Origin of the sequence: Pseudoalteromonas sp. BSi20311 (genome assembly GCF_000239875.1) — a bacterium.
Taxonomy (GTDB): Bacteria; Pseudomonadota; Gammaproteobacteria; order Enterobacterales; family Alteromonadaceae; genus Pseudoalteromonas.
In genome coordinates, this window is the sequence record NZ_BADU01000083.1 from 31,858 (window position 1) to 47,546 (window position 15,689).

Here is a 15,689-nt window from a genome sequence, read left to right on the forward strand (position 1 = left end):
ATTCATTGAATAAGAGAGCGAAATGGCTGTTAAAGTTTTAGTAGTTGATGATTCAAGCTTTTTTCGCCGCAGAGTGAGTGAAATTCTTGAACAAGACAGCGGCATTGAGGTAATAGGCTTTGCTGTAAATGGCCGAGAGGCCGTCGAAAAAACAGCTCAGTTACGTCCTGATGTTATCACCATGGATGTTGAAATGCCGGTGCTGGATGGTATTAGTGCTGTGAAAGAGATCATGGCGAGTAATCCAACACCTATTTTAATGTTTTCATCGTTAACACGAGCAGGGGCATCTGCCACTTTGGATGCGCTTGATGCTGGGGCGATGGACTTTTTACCTAAAAAGTTTGAAGATATTGCTCGCAATAACGATGATGCAATTAAGTTATTGCAAAATAAGGTTAAGGAAATAGGCCGCCAGCGTATTGGAAGAATTACGAGAACGGCCCCATCTCCAAGTATTAGTAAACCAGCGTCAAACAGTTCTGAACGCTTTTCTAACCTTGCTAAAAAGCCGATAGTTCAACCTGATCGTAGCTTTAATAATGCGAGTCCTGCACCTACTAACAGCAGTGCCTCAGCGCGTGCCAGTGGTAAGCAGTATCAGTTAGTTGCTATTGGTACATCCACAGGTGGGCCAGTTGCACTGCAAACTATTTTGACGCAATTACCTGCTAATTTTCCACACCCTATTTTACTCATACAGCATATGCCTGCTGCATTTACCCCGGCCTTTGCTACTCGCTTAGATGGCTTGTGTAAGATTAAGGTAAAAGAAGCGCAGCAAGGCGATAGATTACAACCTGGGTGCGCTTATTTAGCGCCAGGTGGCCAGCAAATGATGGTAGAAGGACGTGGCTCTAATAGAACCCTTCGTGTGTTTGAAGATAAAAATGAACGAGTAAACTATAAACCAAGTGTTGATATTACCTTTGCCAGTGCGGCCAAAGCGTATCAAGGTGATGTGCTTGCCATTATTTTGACAGGCATGGGTGCAGATGGTCGTGATGGTGCTCGCATGCTTAAGCAAACTGGCGCTACAATTTGGGCTCAGGATGAAAAAAGCTGTGTTGTCTATGGTATGCCTCAGGCGATAGCCAGTGCAGGTTTAGCGAGCGAAAGCATTAGCCTTCATGATGTGGCTGCACGTTTAAAAAGAGAGGTTGGCTGTGGATAAGCTTTCTGTTTTAGGATTACTGGTTGCATTAGGTGCTATTGCAATCGGTTATTCTTTAGAGGGAGGTGTGGTATCTGCGCTGTTTAATGGGCCTGCACTAATTATTGTATTAGGCGGTACATTAGGTGCGGTGATGCTACAAACATCAGCCAATACATTTAAAAAAATGCTTAGTATTACTCATTGGGTTTTTGTTACCGACGACCATGATATTGAAGATGCTATTGAGCAAGTAAAACGCTGGTCGCATAAAGCCCGTCAAGAAGGGTATTTAGCATTAGAAAACGAAGCACTTGTGCATTCAGATCCCTATGCCGCCAAAGGACTGAGTTTATTAGTTGATGGCTGTTCAGAGCAAAAACTACGCGATACCCTCGAGATTGACTTATTACTTGAGCGAGAACGATTACTTGATGCTAGCCGGGTATATGAAGCAATGGGTGGGTATAGCCCAACTATTGGTATTTTAGGTGCGGTACTTGGGCTTATTCAAGCCATGTCATTTATTAACGATCCTGAGCAGTTAGGAACGGGTATTGCCACCGCGTTCATTGCAACTATATATGGTGTTGGTTTGGCTAATTTATTATTTTTACCTATGGCCAATAAGCTAAAGCAACGGGTTGAACAAAAGATGCTTTATCACGAAATGTTAGCGGAAGGTGTAATTGCTATTAGCCAAGGTGAGAGCCCTATTAATATTGAACTAAAGCTTGAAGCCTACCGCGTTGAACGTCCAATTTTACAGGCCCATTAGCGCCTATGTTACGCCGTCGCTTACGTAATCACCAATTAAAGAGCCAACATACTGAGCGTTGGTTAGTTTCTTATGCGGATTATATGACCATAATGTTTGCATTTTTTGTTGTATTGTATGCAATTGCGATAAACAAAGAAGACAACATCAAGGTTTTATCTGATTCTCTTGAGCATGTTTTTGATAAGTCTGCAAAACAATATTCTAAGCAGGGTAACGGGGTAAATGGTGATGCTTTATTGCTTGAAAGGGTTACCCCTGAGGCTGAAATTCTCTATGGCGAAAGTATTCAAGAGCTAGAGCAAGGCCCAATGTTACTCGATGGTCAAAGTGACAATAGCAATATTAGTCAACGCCACTTAGGTAAGCCGCTGGATAGTTTATTGGCTAAATTACAATCGTCGCTGATTGATGAGATACGCAGTGGCGAGGCTAGCTTAGAACTAAGCCAAGACTGGTTGGTTATTGAGCTCAATTCCGGATTGTTGTTTGCCAGTGGTAGTGCTGTTGCACATAACAAGGCCAAAGAGATTGTAAAAAAAATTGAAGCAATCATCGCATCAGTCGATAACTATATAAGAGTACGCGGGTATACAGATAACGAAACCATACGAAATGAAATATTTCGTTCTAATTGGGAGTTATCAGTGGCGCGTGCAACCTCAATATTAGTTGAGCTAGAGCGTTTGGGCATTGAATCCGCGCGCATGGCCATTGAGGGATATGGTCAATACTCGCCCTTTGCCGATAATGATACCGAAGCTGGGCGTGCTGAAAACCGTAAAGTCGTGATTGCACTTTCTAAATATGGTTTAGCACCAGAGCCCTCTGATGAACAAACGAAATCATCAATTTCAGTATCAGAGCAAAGTCAGCCAGAAATTGAGCTACCTGCCCAAGACGATACAATAAAAATAATCCGTTTAGAGCATGGTGGCATCCGTGTTACCACGCGCAACGAACAGTAATTAGGATGTAATGTGAAAGTTTGGACAGTAGCCAATCAAAAAGGGGGAGTAGGCAAAACCACTACAGCGGTTAGCCTTGCAGGGATCCTTGCGCTTCAAGGCAAGCGCGTGTTATTGATTGATACAGATCCTCATGCTTCACTAACCTATTACTTTGGTATTGATTCAGAAGATTTAGAGGTCAGTGTTTACGATATTTTTACTCGCGGCTCGAGTATGAAAAGTGAAGAAATACTGCAAGCATTATGCCCCTCAACAATTGAAAACCTTGATATTTTACCTGCAACTATGGCGATCGCGACACTTGACCGTAGCATGGGTAATAAAACGGGAATGGGCCTGATTTTAAAAAAAACACTGGCTAAAATTAGCGAGTATTACGATTACGCAATTTTAGATTGCCCACCTGTTTTAGGTGTGCTGATGGTCAATGCGCTTGCCGCCTGTGAAAGAGTGTTAGTGCCGGTGCAAACTGAGTTCTTGGCGCTTAAAGGGCTCGATAGAATGATGCGTACTATGGAGTTAATGCAAACCTCTCAAGCGAAAAGCTATGAATATACTATAATTCCAACTATGTATGATAAACGAACCAAAGCATCGCTTGAGGCCTATAAAACATTACAAGAAACGTATAAAGAAAAAGTATGGCCAGGCGTTATTCCTGTTGATACTAAATTTAGAGATGCAAGTTTAGCGCAAAAAGTACCGGTAGATTTTTGCCCAAATGCGCGTGGAGTCTATGCTTATAAAGCATTACTTAAATATTTAATAAAACAAGGTTAATAAATGAGTAAGCAATTATTTGCTAATGAAAAAGTAGTCACTCAGTACTTAGGGGCGTTATTATCTGATGACGAACCAACAAAAGACCTTGAGCCTGTTGCTAAACTGCTTGAGCAGGTAACGTATGAAGAGCAAAAAGAACAACCAGTAATAGTTGAGCCTGTTGTTGAAGTTGAAAAGCTCAATAAGCAAGTATCGAATGTAGAAATTGACACCCACCAAGAGCAACACGTCGTGCCTGAGCAAGAGGTGGTTGTAGGTGGTGAAGCTGACTACTTTGATGGTGAGTTTCAAGCGCTGTTTTTTGAAGTGGCAGGGCTTACTTTAGCGGTGCCGCTAAAAGCCTTAGGTGGCATTCATGAGCTTGGAGAAGTAAATCATTTATTTGGCAAGCCTAAGTGGTTTAAAGGGGTTATGATAAACCGAGAAGAAAAGCTCAATGTTGTTGATACCGCTCGCTGGGTTATGCCTGAAAAGTACGATGAGCAGTTAGAGGCATCTTTAAATTATCAATATCTCATCACTTTAGGTGATAGCCAATGGGGTTTATTAGCAGAAAAACTAATAAATAACATTACATTGAGTAAAGAAGATGTAAAATGGCGTACAAATAACAGTAAGCGCCCATGGCTTGCTGGAGTAATTAAAGAAAAAATGTGTGCTTTAATAGATGTTAATAATTTAAACGCACTATTAGAGAAAGGCTTAGATAGCCGTCACAAGTAATGACCATTACGAGGTAAGAGCATGAGTGAAGATAAATTACTGTCAGCTAAGAAAAATGCAGATAATAATGATGAGATTTTGCAGTGGGTTACGTTCAAGCTAGAAGATGAAACTTATGGCGTAAATGTAATGCAAGTGCAAGAAATACTGCGTTACACCGAGATTGCTCCTGTACCAGGTGCACCTTCGTATGTGATTGGTATTATTAACTTACGTGGTAATGTTGTTACCGTTATTGATACTCGCTCTCGTTTTGGTTTACCTGATATTGAAGCGACGGATAATTCACGTATTTTAATTATTGAAGCAGAAGAGCAAGTGATTGGCATTCTAGCCGATAGCGTTTCTGAGGTTGTTTACCTACGTAGCTCTGAAATTGACAGTGCGCCAAATGTAGGTACAGAGGAAAGTGCTAAATTTATTCAAGGTGTATGTAACCGCGACAATGAGTTACTTATTCTGGTTGATTTAAATAAACTACTTAGTGATGACGAATGGGATGAGTTAAGCGATATATAAGCTTCTCTACATAAAACTATGTTATTACTTGGTATTGCTATTGCGGGTTTAGTTTTTGGACTATTCTCGCTGCTTTTAATTGTGATGTTTAAAAAGCGCTATGCGAGTGAGCTTGGCGCGCAATTACAACAGTTTAAAGATTCATCAGAGCAGATTAATATTTTACGTAGCGAAGTGTCAGAGTTGCGAACCGGTTTACTGAGTATTGGTAAGCGTGTGCTTGAGGTAGAACAACAAAACCAAGAGCTGATACAGCAACAAGCAGCTCAAAAATACGATGACCCCGATGCTAAAATATACTCTCGTGCGGTAAAAATGGTTGAGTTAGGTGCTGATTTAGATGAGGTTATTCGCGAATGTGAATTACCCCGCGCCGAGGCTGAACTGTTGTTTTCATTACACAAACAAAAAGGCGCTTAGCGCCTTTTTTGCTTTTATAACACTGCGTTATGCTTTTATATTTAGCTTTCCCTGAAAGTCTTGCCAACCAGGCGGAAACTTTCCTCTAACCACGTATGAAAACGCAATGAGCTCAGCAATAACAAAGTACAACTCTTTGGGGATCTCTTCTGAGAGGTCTAGTTTCGATAGTGTATTTGCAAGTGCTTCATCTTGATGGATTAAAATTCCTTTTTCTTTGGCTAGGGCAATAATTTCATCCGCCAGTTCACCAAACCCTTTAGCACTTACAATGGGTGAATGTCCCGCCTCGTAGAGTAGTCCAATTGCTGAATTGCTTTTTGATGACTCAGTCATGGCTAAACCTTAATATTAATAATGGCATGGGATTGGTAAAATGCTTGATGGTTGTCATCCGCTCGTTTTAGTTTAAGCTCACCCACTTGTAAGCCTTGTTTTGCCAGTTTTGAGCGTAAATTATCAAGATGTGGATGAGCTAAAGCGCTCACCGCTTGGGTTGAGGCTAACAACTGACAATCTAAAGCTTTATCCATGAGTTCTGCGATTATTTGTAGCTTACCCAGCTCGGCATAATCAAAGTTGAGCCTAACAAACCAAACATTTTTATCCGCTAGTTTACCGCTACTGTGCTTTTTATACTGCCCTAAAGTTATTTCTGTTTGCGCCGCTTCAGCAGGCAACTTCATCGGTAATAAAAATTGTACCAAGGCGTTTGTGTCAGGTTGTTGACTAATCGCGGGCGTTTGTACTTGGCTTAATGTGTTCTTAATTTGGGTTAATTCACCTGCTAATGCTTGTACTTGTGGTTGCTGTAATTGTTCCAACAATTTATTGGCGCTATTACCCACTTTAAACGTCGGTAATAAAACCTGCAGTAAAGCTTCTAAACCCGTTTGATTATTAATACTCACCGCACTTGGATTTTGGTTAATGATAGGCGCGGCTAAAATGCTTAATGAAAGCTGTTCAACACCTCTATTAAACGAGCTTTGTAAGATGTCGCTTTGAAGTTGTGTGGGCTTTATGGTGCTGAGTATTTCGCGCTGTATGGTTGCTGGGTGCAAATTACTATCTGACAACATGCGATTAAAAGCCTGATTAACTAAACGGTTTAAATCGGTTCCTTGATCAGTCAGTTTGCTTGTAATGGTATTAAGTTGGCTGCTTACTATTTGGTTGGTCGCATCTTTTTGTTCTATTGAGGTGTTTGGACTGTGTTTTAAAACCGTCGCTAATAAGAGTTTTTCTAAAGGCTGTAAGCTCTGACCAAATGTAGCCGCGTTAGTTGGTGAGGATGAAAAAGGAGTCACTAAAGGAGATAAAGCGAGTGCTGCTAACGGTTGTTGTTGCCACATAGAAACGCTTGATTTTATTTGCTGGGTAAATTGCATTAGGGGCGGCGCTAAATTTGACACGTTTTTTAATTGTGTCATGTCAATTTTTTGCATTGGGGTGAGCCATTTTTGCTGAGCATTGCCTGTAAATACTGGTTTTTGAGATGAGCTTACCGAGGTCGTAAATGGCTTGCTTTCAAAGTACTTTACCGCATCTAAAATACGTGTTTTAAAATCAGCAAAACTGCTTTTTAACCATGATTGTATGGGACTGTTTATCGTGCTGAGCGGATGCTGTTTACTTGGCGAGGGATCAATTAGGCCTTGCGACTGTTGCAAAGAGAGCATCTCATTAAACGGTTTACTAAATGAGTTTTTAAGGCTCACAGTCATAGTGTGATAAGCGGTTTTGATCAGTAATTTATCTGCTTGGTGAGTAATGTTTACCTTAGTCGGGATGGTAGGTAGTTCACTTAATTGTCGATGACTTAGGTTAATAGTTAATGAGTCTTTAAAAGAGTTTGGGCTTAATACCGCAAACTTAGGCATAGCATGAAGTTGAGCAGAGGTTAAATTACTGGCAAGCAACTGTGTTAGTTTGGCTTGGTTTAGTGGCTGTGAATGCACTATATCAGCAAAACGGTTAATAATATTAAGTCGTGTACCTTTGCTATCCGTTTCAATCATCCCCTTTATTAAAGGCTCATCTGCGAGTAATTGTGCAACGTGTTTATTAATAGCAATACTGGCATTAAATTTTTCAATGACCAACTTTGGTGTGGGTTGTAATACCACCTGAAGTGATAGTGGACTGTTTTGAATATCACTTTGGGTGTTTATAAAATTTAAAAATCGTTGCAACTGAGCCGGTTGTTTAATTGTTAACGTTGTATTGTTAGGGATGATGGTTAAGCTTTTACCATCTGCACTTAACTGTATGTTAGCGCTTGCTATTTTTTCAACGTTTGTGAATGTCTCAGTTGTCCCAAGGCGAATCGTTTGCCAATGCTTATTCATAAACACATCAAGCGTGACTGAATCTTTAGAAAACTGAATATTTTTTGCCGCCAGCACTTCAGGTGGCAGTGTTGCTAACGCAGCCTTACCTGAATCAGTTGTTTGATTACTAACCTGTGGGTTAGACAATGTGATGTGCGTTGGTGTATTCATTGTTTTATATCAAGTTTTCTTTATTTTAAGTAAATCGATTCTAAAGAAATATTCGTATTACCCTATCATTATGGTAGACTTACGGCTAATTTTTGGCAGAGAGAATCGTCATCTTGTTACACATTAAGTCCGTTACTTGTATCAAGCAAGAGCGTTGTTTGTTTGATGAACTTAATTTTAGCCTTAAAAGCGGTCAAATCATGCAGTTAGCTGGCCCTAATGGGGCTGGTAAAACATCATTACTGCGCATTATTGCTGGTTTTTCGCTGCCGGATGAAGGTGATATTTTATACCTAAATCAATCTATCAAAAAATATTATGACGAATATGCCAGAGACTTATTATTTATAGGCCATAAAACCGGTGTTAACGTACAACTTAGTGCACTTGAAAATGTAGCACATTGGTTGGCTATTAATGGTTATGTTGATACTCCTGACTTATACCCTTTATTAAGTAAGTTAGGTTTAGTGGGGCTGGAAGATGTGCCTGTAAGAATGTTATCTGCGGGTCAACAGCGGCGGGTGGCACTCGTTCGATTATGGTTATCTGAAGCGAAGTTATGGATTTTAGATGAACCTTTCACGGCGCTAGATAAAAGCGGGGTTGCCTTTTTACAGCAACGTTTTACTGAGCACTTATCAAAGGGGGGCGCTATTTTGTTAACAACACACCAAGATTTAACCACCCACTTTAGTGACTTACAAACGTTGACTTTGGAGTACCGCCACTAATGATACGACAGCATTCATATTGGCAGTTATTTGTCGCGGTATTTAGCAAAGACGTTAAGCTCGCTTTTCGTCAGCGCGCTGAAATAGTTAATCCTATCTTGTTTTTTTTAATTGTTATCTCGTTGTTTCCATTAGCCATAGGGCCTGAGCCAGGCTTGTTATCAAGGATGGCACCGGGCATTATTTGGGTTGCGGCTTTATTATCGACCATGCTTGGCCTTGATAAACTGTTTAGAGATGATTACCACGACGGCTCTTTGGAGCAGCTCATTGCTTCGTCATACCCATTATCATTAACGGTACTGGGCAAAGTAGCGGCACATTGGGTGATCACTGGCTTACCGCTGGTACTAATGACCCCCTTATTTGCTTTGTTATTAAATTTAGAAACGACGGCCTTAATGGCTACGTTATTAACGCTATTACTAGGAACTCCCTTATTGAGCTTTATTGGCGCAATAGGAGCGGGTTTGACTGTGGGATTACAAAAAGGCGGCATTTTAATGAGCTTACTAGTGCTGCCTTTGTATATTCCGGTTTTAATTTTTGCAACTTCCGCTATTGATACCAGCACTATGTCGCTGGATTACAGTGGTCAGCTTGCAATCCTTGGTGCCATGTTAGTCGTTGCGATTATCAGTGCGCCAATTGCCATATCATCAGCATTAAAAGTGAGTGTAAGTTAATATGTGGAAGTGGTTACATCCGTATGCGAAAGCAGAGCGAGCATATCAGTTATGCAATACTCTACTGCCATATTTTGCAGTAGTAACGGTCGTTAGTATGATTGTTGGTTGGGTTTGGGGATTAGGTTTTGCCCCTGCCGATTACCAACAAAAAGACAGTTACCGTATTATTTTTATTCACGTGCCCTCCGCTATTTTATCTATGGGCGCCTATTCATCAATGGCGATTGCAGCCATTGTTGCCTTGGTATGGCAACTACGTAATGCCGAGCTTGCGGTAATTGCAATCGCGCCTGTTGGCGCGTGTATGACTGCAATAGCTTTAATTACCGGTGCTGCATGGGGTAAACCTATGTGGGGCGCTTGGTGGGTATGGGATGCACGACTGACTTCTGAGCTTATTTTATTATTTTTATACTTAGGGGTGTTGTCTTTGTACCATGCCTTTGAAGATAAAAAGTCAGCAGGTCGCGCCGCGTCTATTTTAGCCATTGTAGGGGTGATCAACCTACCTATTATTCACTTTTCGGTGGAGTGGTGGAATACCCTGCACCAAGGGGCGAGTATCACTAAGTTTAATCGCGATGCGGTTGACCCTAGTATGTTTTGGCCATTAATGATTAATATTTTAGCCTTTGCCGCGTTTGTCGGTACGGTGACTTTAATTCGTCTTAAAAATGAAATTTTACACCGTGAAAAGCACCGCCCATGGGTGCGACAGTTGTTAACTAAGGGGTAATTATGCAGTTTGACTCGTTTTCAGATTTTATTGCAATGGGAGGCTATGGTTTTTATGTATGGCTTTCTTTTGGTACATGTGCATTGATTCTATTAGGTATTTTATTTAGCTCGTTACGCGACAAAAAACAAATTTTAGCATCGGTTGAGCAACAAATTGCACGTGAAACTCGAATTAAAAATTCTAAGCAGGAGCAAACCTCGTGAACCCTAGACGTAAAAAACGCCTTTTGGTTATTATCGCCGTACTCTTTGGTATTGGTGGATCAATAGGTTTAGTGTTGTACGCCTTACAAGAAAATATTAATTTGTTTTACACCCCCAGCGAATTAATTGATGGTAAAGGTCCCAATAAAGAAAAGCCGTTTGTAGGCCAAAAGCTGAGAATTGGCGGCATGGTAGTGCCAGGCTCTGTGATCAGAAATGAACAAAGCTTAAAAGTAAGCTTTAAGCTGATTGATACGGGGCCATTGGTAACGGTACGCTATCAAGGTATTTTGCCTGATTTGTTTCGTGAAGGACAAGGGATTGTTGCGCAAGGTGTGTTAGTTGAGCCTAACGTGATTGAAGCATTTGAAGTGTTGGCCAAGCATGATGAAGAATATATGCCGGCAGAAGTTGCTGAGGCAGTAAAAGGCATTAAGCACGAAAAGCCAAAATATAACTTAGATAGTGGGAGCTGATATGATCCCAGAAATTGGTTATTTTTCTTTAACATTGGCCATGGTGCTCAGTGTGCTGTTGTGTATTTTCCCACTTTGGGGAGCACACACAGGTAATCTTCGATTGATGCGCGCAGCGCCATCATTAGCGGTTGGTCAGTTTGCATTTGTTGCTTTGTCGTTCGCTGTTCTTATTTATGCCAGCCTAACCGATGATTTTACCGTGTCTTACGTTGCTTATCATTCAAGTAGCACCTTACCTTGGTATTATAAAATCACCTCTACATGGGGTGGTCATGAAGGCGCTATTTTACTGTGGTTACTTATGCAAGCCGGGTGGACAGCTCTGGTCGCGGTGCGTTCAAAGTCACTTCCTTGGGTGCTTCGTGCTCGTGTATTAGGTGTGCTTGGCTTTTTAGGTGTCGGCTTTATGATGTACACCTTACTGCTCTCAAGTCCGTTTGAGCGTTTATTGCCCTATTTCCCAGTTGAAGGGCGAGATTTAAACCCATTATTACAAGACCCAGGTATGATCATTCATCCACCATTACTTTACATGGGGTATGTGGGTCTTTCTGTGGCTTTTTCCTTTGCTATTGCCGCGCTATTAACCGGTAAGCTCGATAATACCTGGGCTAAGTGGTCACGCCCATGGACGATGACTGCATGGGGCTTTTTAACCTTAGGTATTACCATTGGTAGTTGGTGGGCTTATGCAGAACTTGGCTGGGGCGGCTGGTGGTTCTGGGATCCAGTTGAGAACGCATCACTGATGCCATGGTTAGTGGCAACGGCTTTATTACACTCTTTAAGTGTGACTGAAAAGCGCGGTGTATTTAAATCATGGACCGTATTATTAGCAATTGCTGCTTTTTCATTAAGTTTACTGGGCACTTTTATTGTTCGTTCAGGGATTATTGTTTCGGTGCACGCCTTTGCAACCGATCCGGATCGTGGGCTATTTATTCTTGCTTTCTTAGCTATTGTTGTTGGCGGCGGCTTAGCGCTTTACGGCTTGCGTGTTTCACAAGTTAAAAGTGAAGGACGTTATAAGTTTGTCTCTCGTGAAGTAGCACTTTGGCTAAATAACATTTTCTTAGTGGTTGCCACCTTAATTGTACTATTAGGTACTTTATTACCTATGGTGCACAAAGAAATGGGCTTAGGTAGTATTTCTATTGGCGAACCTTTCTTTAATAAAATGTTTGCAATTCTACTGGTGCCATTTGCGATTTTAATGGGCATAGGACCATTTTTGCGCTGGAAGCAAAATAAATGGGCCTTTTTACAAAATAAAATATTTGTTGGCGCACTAGCCAGCGTTGTTATTACCTGTGCTTGGCTGTTTAGCAGTTATGAAGTGGTTACGCCACTCACTCTGTTAGCGACTACATTGGGTGTATGGATATTTATAGCCACCTTTATTGACCTTTACACCAAAGCCGCTGTTCATGGCTCACTTAAAGTCGGCATCAAACGCTTAGGTTTAAGTTACTGGGCTATGGTGCTTGGTCATGTTGGTTTAGCTTTTGTTATTGCCGGTATTACCCTTACCTCAGCGTATTCAGTTGAGCGCGATGTAGCCATGAAGCCAGGTGATAGTGTACAGCTTAATCAGTATCAATATCGTTTTGAAGGCGTAAAGACAATTCGTGGTGCAAACTACAGTGGTCATGCTGGCGTGGTAACGGTATTAAAAGAAAATGACACTGTAACGCGTTTATATGCAGAAAAACGCCGATACGACATTGGTATGCAATTTATGACTGAAGCCGCAATAGATGCTGGTTTTACTCGTGATTTATACCTCGCGCTTGGTGAGCAACTAAGTGAGGGGGCTTGGTCATTACGTATTTACCACAAGCCGTTTGTGCGTTGGATGTGGATTGGTGGTGTTCTGATCTCACTCGCTGGTTTTGTAATTTTATTTGATAAGCGCTATCGCGCCTCACCTCGCAAAGATGAATTAGAGGGGGCATTATGAAGCGTAAATTGATGGCAGTTGTACCTTTACTAATTTTTATCTTTATTTGTGTGTTTTTATATCAAGGGTTGTTTGCTAACCCTCGGGAAATACAAACGGGGCGCATTGGTCAAACCTTACCAGCATTCAACTTGCCTGATTTAATGCAAGATGACAAACGTTGGACTGATGAGCAATTAAAAGGTGACGTGTATTTATTAAACGTGTGGGGTACATGGTGCCCAACGTGTCTATCTGAGCTTGATTATTTAACTAAGCTTCGCGAGCAAGGCATTAAAATTATCGGCTTGTATTATGTACAAAGCTACGATGCTGATTTTGATGGCCCGTTTGATATGCAAGCACTGCGTGACGATGTGAGTAATATGCTTGCGCGCGCAGGTAACCCTTATCAATTTAATATTTTAGATTTAGAGCGCTCTTTGGCGTTAGATTTGGGTGTGTCTGGAGCACCAGAAACATTTTTAGTTGATAAAAATGGCACTATTTTGTTACACCACACCGGTGATATAAACCCTCGAGTTTGGCGCGCTAAATTTGCGCCTATTATGCAGGAGCTGCAGCCATGAGATTGTTTTTATTAACCCTTAGCTTGTTTGTTAGTGTAGCTGCGTTTGCTCAGCAAGACCGTTATCAATTTGATAGCAACGAGCAAGCTGTTCGCTTTGAAGAGCTAACAAAAGAATTACGTTGCCCGAAGTGTCAAAATCAGAATATTGCTGACTCTGATGCCGTTGTCGCAAAAGACTTGCGCGAGCGAGTGCTGGCGTTGGTAAAAGATGGCAAAACCAAAGATGAAGTTATTGATTACATGATTGACCGCTATGGCTACTTTGTTCATTACGATCCACCAGTAACGCCGGCTACGTTAATTCTGTGGGTGTTGCCAGTACTCATTGTAATAATAGGCTTTGGCTTTATTGTTATTCGCCAGCGTAAAGCGTCGGTAAAACAAACGTGGAGTGACACTGATGAAGTGATGCTCAATAAGTTGATTAAACAAAATAAACGTCAGGAGCAAAGTTAAATGATTTTAATGTGGGCGTCTTTTGCTTTACTCACACTCATTGCATTGCTGTTTATTATTGTGCCTTTTTTAAAAAAAGAGCGCGTAGTAACCATTACTCATAACGCTAATGCTGAGCTTATCAGCATTTATGAGCAGCGTTTAGTTGAACTACAGGCTGATTTAGACAACCAACGCATAGACTCGCAAAACCACAGCGAGGCAATTGTTGAGCTAAAACGCCGTTTGCTAAATGAATTATCACCAGAGAAGTCACTCAATAGTCGTGGTGACAATCGTATATTTGCTTTAACAGGGGCGGCGTTTTTAATTGCATTAGCAGGTATTTTCTATGCAATGACAGGCAGCCAGCAACAAATTGCAGCTTGGCATGATGCAATGGATAACTTGGCCGATTATGGTCAGCGCGCCGTAATGCAAAAGGGCGAGCCGTTAACTAAAAATGAGTTACAAGCGTTTGCCCTAGCACTGCGTACTAAGTTAAGTCAAAGCGGTGATGATGAAGTCGCTTGGATGTTGTTAGGGCGTGTTGCTTTAATGCTAAATGAATTTGATATGGCGAAACAGTCATTCGATAAAACATTAAAAATAAACCCTGATAATATGCAAGCGCTTGTTAGCTACTCTCAGGTGCTATTACTTGAGGGCAGTGATGAGAATATGACTCGCGCAGCGGGTATGCTTTCTAAAGTACTACAAGCACAACCAAATAACCTCGATGCGATTTCGTTACTTGCGCTGATTGCCTTTGAGAGAAAAGATTGGATACAGGCAAAAGCTGCATTTGAAGTACTTCTTGCCAGTATGGACGAGTCAGATACGCGTTATGCTATGATTTCTGAGCGCATCAGTGAAATTGATGGCCAAATAGCTCAGCAAAGTGAGTTAAACAGTCATGAACAGCACGTTGTTCAGGGTATTCAGGTCACGGTTAAGATTGACGAGCAACTTGCAGACAAACAGCCCAATAACGGTATTTTGTTTGTGTTTGCTAAAGCGGCTAAGGGATCACCGATGCCTTTAGCCGTGGTCAAACTAACAGACTATAGCTTTCCAATTACGGTTGAGCTGAGCGATGCTAATGCCATGATGGCAGGGCTAAATTTATCCAGTGCCAGTGAAATTATCATTTCTGCGCGTATCTCTAATGATGATTCAGTGATGCCAAGCACTGGGGAGCTTGAAGGGCATTCTCAAGTGCTTGCTTCTAAAGAGGTGCGCCAAGTGCAACTGAACATTGATACATTAATACCTTAAGGATTTGAGATGTTAAAACAAGGCTTACTTTTATTATGTTTACTCACGTTATCGGGTTGTGCTCAAGTGCCTGAGAGTAAATATGATGAGCGCGATCCCATACAAAGTGTAAACAGACCTATTTATGACTTTAATATGGACGTACTTGATGCTTATATTTTAAGGCCTGCGGCAGTGGGTTATATAACAGTAACCCCACAGCCTGTGCGTCGAAGTATTGTGCATTTTACCGATAATATTACAGCACCGGTTGATATTATTAATGCGGGTCTGCAAGGAAAGCCAAGCAGTGCCGGAATTAATTTTGCGCGCTTTTTAGTGAACTCTACGGTGGGGGTGTTTGGCTTATTTGACGTTGCAAGTTCGTTAGGGCTTGAAGTAACTGATGAAGATTTTGGCCAAACCTTAGGTGTGTGGGGAGTAGGCGATGGTGCCTATTTAATGATCCCTGCAATGGGGCCATCAACTGCACGCAACTTAACCGGTGATGTTGTTGATAATGTGGTTTTACCTAAAATTGCACTGACAACACCACAAACAATTTTAGTGTTTGCGTTAAAGGCGGTTGAGGCAAGGGCGTCTTTAATGGCTCAAGAGGGTTTATTAAATGATTCATTAGACCCATACCTGTTTGTTAAAGACATTTACTTTCAGCGTCAGTTATATGAACTCTACGATGGTAATCCGCCAATAAAAGAAGAGCCTGAAGATTTTGACGAAGATTTCTTAGAAAGCCTTTAATAAAAATAA

Annotated in this window: 19 protein-coding genes; 17 read left to right on the forward strand and 2 right to left on the reverse strand. The window is 41.3% G+C overall.

Annotated features, from left to right (window positions below; translation table 11 throughout):
* Nucleotides 1-22 precede the first annotated feature (22 nt).
* From P20311_RS09640 to P20311_RS09670, 7 genes are read left to right on the forward strand one after another with little or no spacing between them, the layout of a single operon-like run.
* Complete coding sequence (locus P20311_RS09640; RefSeq protein WP_008112216.1) at nt 23-1,174, forward strand: chemotaxis response regulator protein-glutamate methylesterase; 1,152 nt, start codon at nt 23-25, stop codon at nt 1,172-1,174.
* Nucleotides 1,167-1,931, forward strand: a complete 765-nt coding sequence (locus tag P20311_RS09645) for a flagellar motor protein (protein WP_008112218.1) — start codon at nt 1,167-1,169, stop codon at nt 1,929-1,931. Before P20311_RS09640 ends, P20311_RS09645 begins: the two co-directional genes overlap by 8 nt.
* A gap of 5 nt (nt 1,932-1,936) precedes the next feature.
* The gene (locus P20311_RS09650; protein WP_008112220.1) at nt 1,937-2,899 is read left to right on the forward strand and encodes a flagellar motor protein MotB; all 963 of its coding nucleotides are present in this window, start codon (nt 1,937-1,939) and stop codon (nt 2,897-2,899) included.
* 12 nt (nt 2,900-2,911) lie between these two features.
* A complete protein-coding gene (locus P20311_RS09655; RefSeq protein ID WP_008112222.1) occupies nt 2,912-3,682 on the forward strand; it encodes a ParA family protein in 771 nt (256 codons plus the stop codon).
* A 3-nt stretch (nt 3,683-3,685) separates the two neighbouring features.
* A complete protein-coding gene (locus tag P20311_RS09660) occupies nt 3,686-4,408 on the forward strand; it encodes a chemotaxis protein CheW (protein ID WP_008112224.1) in 723 nt (240 codons plus the stop codon).
* A gap of 21 nt (nt 4,409-4,429) precedes the next feature.
* Nucleotides 4,430-4,927 (forward strand): chemotaxis protein CheW, encoded by a 498-nt coding sequence (locus P20311_RS09665; RefSeq protein WP_008112225.1) that lies wholly within the window; start codon nt 4,430-4,432, stop codon nt 4,925-4,927.
* Nucleotides 4,928-4,945: 18 nt separating this feature from the next.
* Nucleotides 4,946-5,347: a DUF2802 domain-containing protein gene (locus P20311_RS09670; protein WP_008112228.1), complete on the forward strand. Its 402-nt coding sequence runs from the start codon at nt 4,946-4,948 to the stop codon at nt 5,345-5,347.
* A 27-nt stretch (nt 5,348-5,374) separates the two neighbouring features.
* On the opposite strand, the gene P20311_RS09675 is transcribed toward P20311_RS09670, so the two are convergent.
* Nucleotides 5,375-5,683 carry an EscU/YscU/HrcU family type III secretion system export apparatus switch protein gene (locus tag P20311_RS09675; protein ID WP_008112230.1) on the reverse strand — a complete coding sequence of 103 codons (309 nt, stop codon included), beginning with the start codon at nt 5,681-5,683 and terminating at the stop codon, nt 5,375-5,377.
* 2 nt (nt 5,684-5,685) lie between these two features.
* Nucleotides 5,686-7,851 (reverse strand): flagellar hook-length control protein FliK, encoded by a 2,166-nt coding sequence (locus tag P20311_RS09680; protein WP_008112232.1) that lies wholly within the window; start codon nt 7,849-7,851, stop codon nt 5,686-5,688.
* A 113-nt stretch (nt 7,852-7,964) separates the two neighbouring features.
* Between P20311_RS09680 and ccmA the strand changes: the two genes are divergently transcribed.
* From ccmA to P20311_RS09730, 10 genes are read left to right on the forward strand one after another with little or no spacing between them, the layout of a single operon-like run.
* A complete protein-coding gene (gene ccmA / locus P20311_RS09685) occupies nt 7,965-8,585 on the forward strand; it encodes a cytochrome c biogenesis heme-transporting ATPase CcmA (RefSeq protein WP_076920609.1) in 621 nt (206 codons plus the stop codon).
* Nucleotides 8,585-9,271, forward strand: coding sequence for a heme exporter protein CcmB (gene ccmB, locus P20311_RS09690; RefSeq protein ID WP_008112235.1), 687 nt, complete (start codon nt 8,585-8,587; stop codon nt 9,269-9,271). Before ccmA ends, ccmB begins: the two co-directional genes overlap by 1 nt.
* 1 nt (nt 9,272) lies before the next feature.
* The gene (locus P20311_RS09695) at nt 9,273-10,010 is read left to right on the forward strand and encodes a heme ABC transporter permease (protein ID WP_036985043.1); all 738 of its coding nucleotides are present in this window, start codon (nt 9,273-9,275) and stop codon (nt 10,008-10,010) included.
* 2 nt (nt 10,011-10,012) lie between these two features.
* Nucleotides 10,013-10,216 (forward strand): heme exporter protein CcmD, encoded by a 204-nt coding sequence (gene ccmD / locus P20311_RS09700; RefSeq protein WP_008112240.1) that lies wholly within the window; start codon nt 10,013-10,015, stop codon nt 10,214-10,216.
* Nucleotides 10,213-10,692: a cytochrome c maturation protein CcmE gene (gene ccmE, locus P20311_RS09705; protein WP_008112242.1), complete on the forward strand. Its 480-nt coding sequence runs from the start codon at nt 10,213-10,215 to the stop codon at nt 10,690-10,692. Before ccmD ends, ccmE begins: the two co-directional genes overlap by 4 nt.
* 1 nt (nt 10,693) lies before the next feature.
* Nucleotides 10,694-12,655 carry a heme lyase CcmF/NrfE family subunit gene (locus tag P20311_RS09710; protein ID WP_008112244.1) on the forward strand — a complete coding sequence of 654 codons (1,962 nt, stop codon included), beginning with the start codon at nt 10,694-10,696 and terminating at the stop codon, nt 12,653-12,655.
* On the forward strand, nt 12,652-13,224 hold the full coding sequence (locus tag P20311_RS09715) for a DsbE family thiol:disulfide interchange protein (protein WP_036985045.1): 573 nt from the start codon (nt 12,652-12,654) through the stop codon (nt 13,222-13,224). The genes P20311_RS09710 and P20311_RS09715 overlap by 4 nt, the downstream gene beginning before the upstream one ends.
* Nucleotides 13,221-13,682 carry a cytochrome c-type biogenesis protein gene (locus tag P20311_RS09720; RefSeq protein WP_008112248.1) on the forward strand — a complete coding sequence of 154 codons (462 nt, stop codon included), beginning with the start codon at nt 13,221-13,223 and terminating at the stop codon, nt 13,680-13,682. The genes P20311_RS09715 and P20311_RS09720 overlap by 4 nt, the downstream gene beginning before the upstream one ends.
* Nucleotides 13,683-14,939, forward strand: coding sequence for a c-type cytochrome biogenesis protein CcmI (gene ccmI, locus P20311_RS09725; RefSeq protein ID WP_008112250.1), 1,257 nt, complete (start codon nt 13,683-13,685; stop codon nt 14,937-14,939).
* Nucleotides 14,940-14,948: 9 nt separating this feature from the next.
* Nucleotides 14,949-15,680 (forward strand): VacJ family lipoprotein, encoded by a 732-nt coding sequence (locus P20311_RS09730; RefSeq protein WP_008112252.1) that lies wholly within the window; start codon nt 14,949-14,951, stop codon nt 15,678-15,680.
* Nucleotides 15,681-15,689 lie beyond the last annotated feature (9 nt).

Excerpts from the sequence above, each read along its gene's own strand:
- P20311_RS09640 (WP_008112216.1), top strand. The coding sequence starts at position 23 with ATGGCTGTTAAAGTTTTAGTAGTTGATGATTCAAGCTTTTTTCGCCGC.
- P20311_RS09650 (WP_008112220.1), top strand. The coding sequence starts at position 1,937 with ATGTTACGCCGTCGCTTACGTAATCACCAATTAAAGAGCCAACATACT.
- P20311_RS09660 (WP_008112224.1), top strand. The coding sequence starts at position 3,686 with ATGAGTAAGCAATTATTTGCTAATGAAAAAGTAGTCACTCAGTACTTA.
- P20311_RS09665 (WP_008112225.1), top strand. The coding sequence starts at position 4,430 with ATGAGTGAAGATAAATTACTGTCAGCTAAGAAAAATGCAGATAATAAT.
- P20311_RS09670 (WP_008112228.1), top strand. The coding sequence starts at position 4,946 with ATGTTATTACTTGGTATTGCTATTGCGGGTTTAGTTTTTGGACTATTC.
- P20311_RS09675 (WP_008112230.1), bottom strand. The coding sequence starts at position 5,683 with ATGACTGAGTCATCAAAAAGCAATTCAGCAATTGGACTACTCTACGAG.
- P20311_RS09680 (WP_008112232.1), bottom strand. The coding sequence starts at position 7,851 with ATGAATACACCAACGCACATCACATTGTCTAACCCACAGGTTAGTAAT.
- ccmB (WP_008112235.1), top strand. The coding sequence starts at position 8,585 with ATGATACGACAGCATTCATATTGGCAGTTATTTGTCGCGGTATTTAGC.
- P20311_RS09695 (WP_036985043.1), top strand. The coding sequence starts at position 9,273 with ATGTGGAAGTGGTTACATCCGTATGCGAAAGCAGAGCGAGCATATCAG.
- ccmD (WP_008112240.1), top strand. The coding sequence starts at position 10,013 with ATGCAGTTTGACTCGTTTTCAGATTTTATTGCAATGGGAGGCTATGGT.
- P20311_RS09710 (WP_008112244.1), top strand. The coding sequence starts at position 10,694 with ATGATCCCAGAAATTGGTTATTTTTCTTTAACATTGGCCATGGTGCTC.
- P20311_RS09715 (WP_036985045.1), top strand. The coding sequence starts at position 12,652 with ATGAAGCGTAAATTGATGGCAGTTGTACCTTTACTAATTTTTATCTTT.
- P20311_RS09720 (WP_008112248.1), top strand. The coding sequence starts at position 13,221 with ATGAGATTGTTTTTATTAACCCTTAGCTTGTTTGTTAGTGTAGCTGCG.
- ccmI (WP_008112250.1), top strand. The coding sequence starts at position 13,683 with ATGATTTTAATGTGGGCGTCTTTTGCTTTACTCACACTCATTGCATTG.
- P20311_RS09730 (WP_008112252.1), top strand. The coding sequence starts at position 14,949 with ATGTTAAAACAAGGCTTACTTTTATTATGTTTACTCACGTTATCGGGT.